General features: G+C 67.2%; 7 protein-coding genes and 1 pseudogene. 3 read left to right on the top strand and 5 right to left on the bottom strand.

Going from position 1 to position 7988, the window contains the following annotated elements; genetic code table 11:
* From ACE3QW_RS23065 to ACE3QW_RS23055, 3 genes and pseudogenes are all read right to left on the bottom strand, one after another.
* Positions 1–335, bottom strand: a pseudogene (locus tag ACE3QW_RS23065) (hypothetical protein); the annotation flags it as partial.
* A 123-nt stretch (positions 336–458) separates the two neighbouring features.
* On the bottom strand, positions 459–2219 hold the full coding sequence (argS, locus tag ACE3QW_RS23060) for an arginine--tRNA ligase (RefSeq protein WP_374254282.1): 1761 nt from the start codon (positions 2217–2219) through the stop codon (positions 459–461).
* A 36-nt stretch (positions 2220–2255) separates the two neighbouring features.
* Entirely contained in the window at positions 2256–3461 is a 1206-nt protein-coding gene (locus ACE3QW_RS23055; RefSeq protein ID WP_374254280.1) for a deoxyguanosinetriphosphate triphosphohydrolase, read from the bottom strand.
* Between the two features lie 145 nt (positions 3462–3606).
* Between ACE3QW_RS23055 and erpA the strand changes: the two genes are divergently transcribed.
* Positions 3607–3984 (top strand): iron-sulfur cluster insertion protein ErpA, encoded by a 378-nt coding sequence (gene erpA, locus ACE3QW_RS23050; RefSeq protein ID WP_081837719.1) that lies wholly within the window; start codon positions 3607–3609, stop codon positions 3982–3984.
* Between the two features lie 43 nt (positions 3985–4027).
* On the opposite strand, the gene ACE3QW_RS23045 is transcribed toward erpA, so the two are convergent.
* Positions 4028–5194, bottom strand: a complete 1167-nt coding sequence (locus ACE3QW_RS23045) for a hypothetical protein (RefSeq protein ID WP_374254278.1) — start codon at positions 5192–5194, stop codon at positions 4028–4030.
* Positions 5195–5204: 10 nt separating this feature from the next.
* On the bottom strand, positions 5205–6653 hold the full coding sequence (locus tag ACE3QW_RS23040) for an MBOAT family protein (protein WP_374254277.1): 1449 nt from the start codon (positions 6651–6653) through the stop codon (positions 5205–5207).
* A gap of 122 nt (positions 6654–6775) precedes the next feature.
* On the opposite strand from ACE3QW_RS23040, the gene xth reads away from it, so the two are divergent.
* Both xth and ACE3QW_RS23030 read left to right on the top strand, forming a co-directional pair.
* Positions 6776–7564, top strand: a complete 789-nt coding sequence (gene xth, locus ACE3QW_RS23035) for an exodeoxyribonuclease III (protein ID WP_029558554.1) — start codon at positions 6776–6778, stop codon at positions 7562–7564.
* Positions 7565–7571: 7 nt separating this feature from the next.
* The gene (locus ACE3QW_RS23030) at positions 7572–7988 is read left to right on the top strand and encodes a GFA family protein (protein WP_374254275.1); all 417 of its coding nucleotides are present in this window, start codon (positions 7572–7574) and stop codon (positions 7986–7988) included.

Below are 7988 nucleotides of genomic sequence, written 5' to 3'. Positions count from 1 at the left end.
GGCGGCGGCTGGAGCGCGGCGCGCGGCGGCTGAGGCGGCGCCAGACGCTGCGCCGGGGCGGGAGCTGCCGGTGGCGCATAACGCTGCGCGGGGGCCGGGCGGGGGGCCGCCTGCTGGGGCGCGCTCTGCTGGGGCGCGCCCGAACGGGACTGCTGTTCGGGCTGGAGCCCGTCGAAATCGTCGAAGGGATCGTGATCCATGAGCCGAGCAAGCTCGGCGAGGGGATCACGTCCACCCGCGCGATCGCCACTGGCGGCCTGCGCCGGCCGGGAGCCGGGGCCGCTTCCCGTGGCAGCATCGTCACGCCGGTAGCGGTACCTGCTTTCGTCGCCCATGTCGCCTCGATGTGTTGCGCCGCCCACCCGGCCGGATCCTCGCGAAATGGATCTTCGCGAACCGGCCACAAAGCCCCGCCCGCACCTCGGCCAGCATACGCCGGACCGCAACCGGACGAGCGATTATTTCATCTCGTCAACGGCCTCCACCCCGAGCACCTTGAGACCGGAAGCGAGTACCGTGGCAACGCCATGCACCAATGCGAGGCGAGCCGAGGTCAAATCTCGATCATTCTCGATAATGAAGCGTAAATGTGGCAAGTCTTTTCCCCGGTTCCACTGGGCGTGGAACTCGCTCGCCAGATCATGCAGGAAGAACGAAATGCGGTGCGGCTCGCGCGCCGTTGCCGCCTGTTCGACGAGGCGCGGCCAGGAGGCGATGCGCCGCAGCAGCGTCAGTTCGCCTTCGTCGTCGAGTCGCGACAAGGCGGCCCCGGCGAAGGCGGCAGGTTCGGCGGGCAGATCGGAGAACTGCTCGCTTGCATTGCGCAGGATCGATTTGGCCCGGGCGTGGGCATACTGCACGTAGAAGACGGGATTCTCGCGCGACTGCTCGATCACCTTGCCGAGGTCGAAGTCGAGCGGCGCATCATTCTTGCGGAACAGCATCATGAAGCGCACGGCGTCCCGGCCCACCTCGTCCACCACCTCGCGCAGCGTGACGAACGAGCCTGCGCGCTTGGACATGCGCACCGGCTCGCCATTGCGGAACAGGCGCACCAGCTGGATCAGCTCGACATCGAGGCTGCCCTTGCCGCCCGACACGGCCTTCACCGCCGCCTGCATGCGCTTCACGTAGCCGCCATGGTCGGCGCCCCAGACGTCGATCATCTTGAGGAAGCCGCGCTCCACCTTGTCCTTGTGGTAGGCGATGTCGCCGGCGAAATAGGTGTAGCTGCCGTCCGACTTCTTCAGCGGGCGGTCCACGTCGTCGCCGAAGTCGGTGGAGCGGAACAGGGTCTGTTCGCGATCCTCCCAATCTTCGATGGGCGCGCCCTTGGGCGGCGGCAGGCGTCCCTCATAGACCTCGCCCGACGCGCGCAGCGCCTCGATGGTGGCGCCCACCTTGTCCACCGCGCCGAAGGCCAGCGAGCGCTCGGAGAAGAACACGTCGAACTCTATGCCGAGGGCCGTGAGGTCGTCGCGGATCATCTCCATCATGCAACCGATGGCGAAGGAGCGGAACACAGGCAGCCACTCGCTCTCCGGCGCGGCCATGTATTCCCCGCCGTGCATCTCGGCGAGCTGCTGACCGACGGCGACGAGATAGTCACCGGGATAGAGTCCGTCCGGAATGTCCGCCTTCTCGCCCGTCACCGCCTCGCGATAGCGCAGGAAGACGGAGCGGCCGAGCACGTCCACCTGGGCGCCGGCGTCGTTGATGTAATATTCCTTGGTCACGGCAAAGCCGGCGAAGGCCAGCAGGCGCGCCATGGCATCGCCAAATACGGCGCCCCGGCAATGGCCCACATGCATGGGGCCGGTGGGGTTGGCGGAGACGTACTCCACATTCACCTTCTCGTCCGCGCCGAGCCTTGAGCGGCCGAAATCGAGGCCCTTTGTGAGCGCGGCGGCGAGCACCTTGGGCCAGAAGGCGGCATCGAGGGCGATGTTGATGAAGCCGGGACCGGCCACGTCCACCCGCGCCACACCCGGCACCGCCTGCAGCTTGCCCGCGATCTTCTCGGCGAGGTCGCGCGGCTTCAGGCCGGCGTCCTTCGACAGCACCATGGCCGCGTTGGTGGCGAGGTCGCCATGGGTCGCATCGCGCGGCGGCTCCACCACCACGCGGGCGAGGTCGAGACCGGATTTGACGAGGCCCTCGGCGGAAAGGGCGGCGACGGCTTCGCGGACGTGATCGGCGAAGATCGCGTAGACGTTCATGGAATGGGGTCCAATCGGGTTCGGTTGCCGGCGCGCCTAACGCAAGTCCGGTGTCGAGTCAAAGAAGCGGGCGTGCTGGTCGAGGGCGTAGCGGTCGGTCATGCCCGCAATATAATCGCAGACGCGGCGGGCGAGGCGCTCGCCTTCCAGCGTCTCGATACCGTCCTGCCAGGAAGGCGGCAGGTCCTTCGGGCGGTTGATGAAATAGGCGAACAGATCGCGGATGACCCCCTGCGCCTCGGCCATGATGCGGTTGACCCGTTCGTGCCGGTACATGCGCGGAAAGAGAAAGCCCTTCAGCGCCTTCTCCTTCTGCCGCATGGCATCCGAGAAGGCGACGATGGGCGCGCCGAGCGCCCGGACATCCTCCGCCGAGGCCACCCCGGCGGCCTGCGCGCGGCAGGTGCTTTCGGCGACCACGTCCTCGATGAGCAGGGTGATGACCAGCCTCAGCACCTCGTTCACCGTGCGCGGCACGTCGAGGCCGGGATAGCGCCCGCGCACGCTGGCCAGCGCCTCGCCCACCAGCGGCAGGCCGGCGATATCGTCCAGCGTGAACATGCGGGCGCGCAGGCCGTCGTCGAGATCGTGTACGTCGTAGGCGATGTCGTCGGAGATGGCGGCGACCTGCGCCTCCGCAGAGGCGTGACTCCACAATTCGAGATCCTGCTGGGCCGAATGCACGCGGATGGCGTGGGGCAGGCCGTCGCGATAGCGGCCGATGCCGTTGCCCTCGCGGTCGGTCAGCGGGCCGTTGTGCTTGGCGATGCCCTCCAGCGTCTCCCACGTCAGGTTGAGGCCGTCGAAGGCGGCATAGCGGCCTTCGATGCGGGTGACGACGCGCAGCGACTGGGCGTTGTGGTCAAAGCCCCCCTGCCCCGCCATGCAGGCGTCCAGCGCCCGCTCGCCGGCATGGGCGAAAGGCGGGTGGCCGAGATCGTGCGCCAGCGCCAGCGCCTCGGCGAGGTCCTCATCCAGCCCCAGCGCGCGGGCGATGGAGCGGGCCACCTGCACCACCTCCAGCGTGTGGGTGAGGCGGGTGCGGTAGTGGTCGCCCTCGTTGAAGACGAAGACCTGCGTCTTCTGCTTCAGGCGGCGGAAGGCCGTGGAATGGATGATGCGGTCGCAATCGCGCCGGAACGGGCTGCGCGGCGGCATCTCGGGTTCCGGGACCAACCGGCCGCGAGACCGTTCGGCTTCGCAGGCCCAGGCCACGCGGGGCGTTGCGCCGCTCACCGCCATGACCGCCCCTCCCCCGTTCCGGCCGGCGCGGCACAAGAACCTGCGGCGACGCACAAAACCCTTTTGCACCGCCCGCCCTTTAAATCGGGGGCGGATGGACTTACCTTAGAAGCCATTGCCAGCTTCAATTCGTAAAGTCGATACCATGGAAACCTCCCTCGCCCCGACGACCGCTCCCGCCGATGCTCCGGTGACGGAAGTGGATTTTACGGTGACCGACGCGGCCGCGCGCCGCATCTGCCAGATTCTTTCTCCCGAGCCTGCCGGCACGTTCCTGCGCATCAGCGTGGAAGGCGGCGGCTGTTCCGGCTTTTCCTACAAGTATGATGTGACGCAGGAACAGTCGGACGATGACCTCGTCATCGAGAAGGAAGGCGCCAAGATCGTGGTCGATCGCATGTCGCTCGACTATTTCAAGGGCTCCCAGCTCGACTACAAGGCCGACCTGATGGGCTCCGCCTTCAAGATCTCGAACCCCATGGCCACCGCCAAGTGCGGCTGCGGGTCCAGCTTCGCGGTCTGATCCGCTCGCGTTCCAGCTTCGCGGCTGGAACGCCGCACGCCTGCTAAGGCGCCACGTTGCGCGGCACGGCGCTGCGCCACAGGCGCGGCAAGCCCTTTGGCCAGTCGTCGCCGTAGCAGGGGAAGAAGCGCTCCGTGCGGGCATAGATGATGAGGTCCGGCGCGTAGCGCTTCACGTCGTCGAAGCTGAAGTCGCAATTGCCCGTCACCCGGGCGGAGGCGTGCATCCAGGCCACCTCCTTCACCGGTGCATTGGCGAACAGGCGCGGCCACGCCAGGGCGGTGAAGGAATCGCCCATGATCAGGACCCTGAGCCCCTCCGGCGCGTAGTCCCGCACCACCGACTTGAAGGCGATGTGCTCGTTGAGGCTGCGCAGCACGGGGTCGAAGCGCGGCTTTGACGCCTTGGCCGGCAGGTTGAGGCGAAAATCCTCCTCCTTCACCTCCGGCGGCATGCGCATGGCGCGCAGCAGGTCGCCCCGCGCGGCCGGCTCCAGCTGGCCGACCACCTGCGCCGGGTCCACCTGCCAGTCGGGATGACCGGCGGCGACCATCACCGCATTGAAGGCGAGAATGCTCGAGCGGGCGTTCCAATGGGTGTCGGTGAGGAGATAGCGCGGCGCCGGGCTCGCCTTCAGCACCGGGCGCAGGTCCACAGTGGTGACGCCCCGCGCTTTCAGCCCCGCCAGCGCGAGGTCGTATTCCGTCGTGGGGTAAGTGAGCGCATCGTTCCACAGCGGCAGCGCCTCAGTTTCCACCGACTGGGCGTTGGGCGGGAGGGCGACGACGATCTTTGTGCCGAGGGGTGCAAGGATGCGCTGCATCTCGCCGAGCATGTCGACGAAGCGCTCCACGTTGGCCGTCCGCACCAGCGCACCGGCGGATTGCGCGGGCGTCTGCTCCCGGCCCCAGAACAGCTGGCCGTCACGGCCGGCGTAGAACGGCTTGCTGTCGGGGGAGTCCAGCTCCGCCCGAAGCTCCCGGCGCAGAACCGGCAGGGTGGCGCGGAAGCCGAAATTGTCCTGGATGAAGATGCCGATGTTGCGGAACCACAGGTCCAGCTTGCGGCTGAACTCCCATTCGGGCGCCACTTTCACGCGCCACTGCATGCTCGCGAGCGGGTCGGGAATGAGGTTCGACAGCAGCAGGAAGCCGAACAGGGCCGCGACGAGGACGCCCAGATAGCGGCGATGCCGGGAGAGCAGTGTCATCGGGCGCTCCTCAGAACCGGTAATAGAGGAAGGGCGTGCCGTTGGTGCCGCCCACCCAGGCGACGCTCGCCAGCATCAGCACCGCGATCAGCGCGAAATCCACCACCCGCGCCATGGCCCCCTCCCCCGACAGGATTTTCCAGCGCGGCCAGCGGAAGAAGCCGATCAGCCCGCCCACGACCAGGGCCATGATGGCGAGCGGCGTCAGCCCGAAGCCCAGCGCCATGGAGGCACGGCTGAAGCCGTTGAGGCCGGAGAGGCCATGGAACATGTCGATGGCGCCGGGCAGGCTGTCGGCGCGGAACCAGACCCAGCCGATCATCACCACCAGCACCGTGTAGAGGTGGCTGACGACGCCGGGCATCCGCTTCAGCCAGCGGCCGAGGAAGGCGCGCTCGATGATGAGGAGGGCGCCGTGATGCGCACCCCAGATCACGAAGGTCCAGCTTGCCCCGTGCCACAGTCCGCACAGCAGGAAGACCACGGAGAGATTGATGTAGGTGCGCATCTCTCCGCGCCGGTTTCCGCCCAGCGGGATGTAGAGGTAATCGCGCAGGAAGGCGGACAGGCTCATGTGCCAGCGCCGCCAGAAATCGGTGATCGAATGGGCGGTATAGGGCAGCCGGAAGTTCCGCGGCAGCACGAAGCCCACCATGATGCCGAGGCCGACCGCCATGGTGGAATAGCCGGCGAAGTCGAAATAGATCTGCACCGTATAGGCATAGAGGCCGAGCCAGGCCTCCACGAAGGTCGGGTGGGTGGTGGTGTCGAACACCCCGTCCACCAGCCGCGCCACCTCGTCGGCGATCAGCACCTTCCAGGCGAGACCGATCACGAACAGCCGCGCGCCCGCCGAAAACCGCCCCAGCGTCACCCGCCGCTGCGAGAGCTGCCGCGCCACGGTGGCGTAGCGCACGATGGGGCCGGCCACGAGCTGCGGGAACATGCACATGTAGAGGGCGAACTGCGCCGGATCGCGGTTGGCGTGGACCTTCTTCTTGTAGATGTCCGCGAGGTAGGAAATGGCGTGGAACGAATAGAAGGAGATGCCCAGCGGCAGCGAGATCTGCGGCACCGGCAGCAACAGTCCGGCCGGCTCGATGAGGGCGTTGAGGTTCTCCGCCAGGAAGCCGGTGTATTTGAATACCCCGAGCAGGAGCAGGTTCAGCGTCACGCCCAGCGCCAGCACGCGCTTGCGCTCCGCGCCTTCGCGCACCTCGATGGCCTTGGCGAGGAAGAAGTTGGCCGCAACCGAAGCAAGCAGGATGAGGATGTGCGGCGTATAGCCCGCCGAATAGAAGACGAGCGAGAAGGCCAGAAAGATGTAGTTCCGCGTGGTGATGGTCTTCGCGGAGAAATAGGCGACCAGAAAGAGCGGGAAAAAATAGAACAGGAATTCGATGGACGCGAAGGTCATGCCGCCGGGCCGCCAGAGATTGTCATCCGGCGTTCCTGCCACTCTTTGCTCGCTGCCGCAACCCTTTGGCGGGTCGTGAGAGGTGTGGCGATAGGTAAGGCGCTCCGCCCCATTGCCTCCCCGGTGGGCCGGCGTATCCTCCCCCGCGAAGGAGCCGCCATCCCATGCGCATCGCCACCTGGAACGTGAATTCCATCCGCCAGCGTCTCGACCACGCGGTCCGCTGGCTGGGCGAGACCCGGCCGGACGTGGTCTGCATCCAGGAGATCAAGTGCCAGACCGAGGCCTTCCCGAAGGAGGCGTTCGAGGCGCTGGGCTATAACGTGAGCGTGCATGGGCAGAAGGGCTTCAATGGCGTCGCCCTCCTCTCCCGCCTGCCGCTGGAGGACGTGACCCACGGCCTTGCCGGCGATGACGGAGACGAGCAGGCCCGCTTCATCGAGGCGGTGGTGTCGGTGAAGGGCGGCGTGGTGCGGGTGGCCTGCATCTATTTGCCCAACGGCAACCCGCCGGAGACCGAGAAATACCCCTACAAGCTCGGCTTCATGGAGCGCCTGTCCGCCTTCGCCGCCGACCGGCTGAAGCTGGAGGAGCCGCTGGTGCTCGCAGGCGACTTCAACGTGATTCCCGAGCCGCGCGACGCCGCCGATCCCGCGGCCTGGACGGGCGATGCCCTGTTCCTGCCGCGCACCCGGCAGGCGTTCCGTTCCCTGCTCAATCTCGGCTTTACCGACGCCCTGCGCGCCACCTCCGACGCCGGCCGGCTGTTCACCTTCTGGGATTACCAGGCCGGCGCCTGGCAGCGGGACAACGGCATCCGCATCGACCACCTCCTGCTGTCGCCGCAGGCGGCCGACCGGCTGATTGCCACCGGCGTCGACAAGCATGTCCGCGCCTGGGAGAAGCCGTCCGACCATGTGCCGGTGTGGGCCGACTTCTCCATCGCGGCGTGAGGACAAAATGGCGGGGGACACGACGACGCTCGAAGGTGGCTGCCTGTGCGGCCGCCTGCGTTACCGACTGCAACGGGTGAAAAGCGCCTATTGGTGCCACTGCACCATGTGCCGCCGCGCCTCCGGCTCCGCGGCCCTGCCCTGGGTTTCCGTGGCGCGGGAGGATGTCGCCTTCATCTCGGGCGAGCCTGCCATCTTCGAATCGAGCCCCGGCGTCACCCGGCGCTTCTGCGGCAATTGCGGCAGCCCGATCGTGTTCGACATGGCGCGGGAAGCTGATGTGGACGTCACCATCGGTACGCTGGACGATCCCGACCGCGTATCGCCGACCCATCACATCTGGGTCAGCTCGGCACTGCACATGGCGCGTGATCTCGGCGCGGCATTGCCGCGCTACGACGGCGAACGCCCCTCGGACGGGTAG

It is taken from the genome of Xanthobacter sp., from assembly GCF_041911315.1.
Taxonomy (GTDB): Bacteria; Pseudomonadota; Alphaproteobacteria; order Rhizobiales; family Xanthobacteraceae; genus Xanthobacter; species Xanthobacter aminoxidans.
The sequence above is the reverse complement of the archived record's forward strand: the minus strand, read 5'-3'. Positions and strand labels throughout refer to the sequence as shown.